Source organism: Bradyrhizobium sp. Crot121 (assembly GCF_059512385.1).
In genome coordinates, this window is record NZ_JCAMOR010000513.1 from 1 (window position 1) to 352 (window position 352).

A 352-nucleotide genomic window follows, 5' to 3' on the forward strand; every position below is an offset into this window, starting at 1 on the left:
CTTCGGGGTCGGCTACTATTACAACGCCGTCAGTCCCGATCTCAAGGACAGCGTCCGGGCCCTCACCGGCGGTGAAGCAAGAATGAAGGACGAGAAGGGAACCGAGGTCTTCTACGACTTCGCCCTCACGCCGGCCATGCGTTTTATCACAAGCTATCAGCATATCTGGAACCCGTTCGCAGCCCAGGTTGCCGATAACCACACGGGAGCCGATGTTTTTTCCGCAAGGATGACGGCGTCATGGTAATCGACTGCCGGCAACGCAGCGCACAGAATCCGGCAAAAGCCGGTCACCGGCCATCGATCTCTTGTTCTCTGGCATCCGTGTTCGACCCGCAGGAGGTCTTCATGG

At 58.2% G+C, this 352-nt stretch carries 1 protein-coding gene; it reads left to right on the forward strand.

What is annotated here, in order from left to right; translation table 11 throughout:
* On the forward strand, nucleotides 1-247 hold a 247-nt coding region (locus AC5ZGW_RS47715; RefSeq protein WP_496114347.1), incomplete at its 5' end, for a carbohydrate porin.
* Nucleotides 248-352 lie beyond the last annotated feature (105 nt).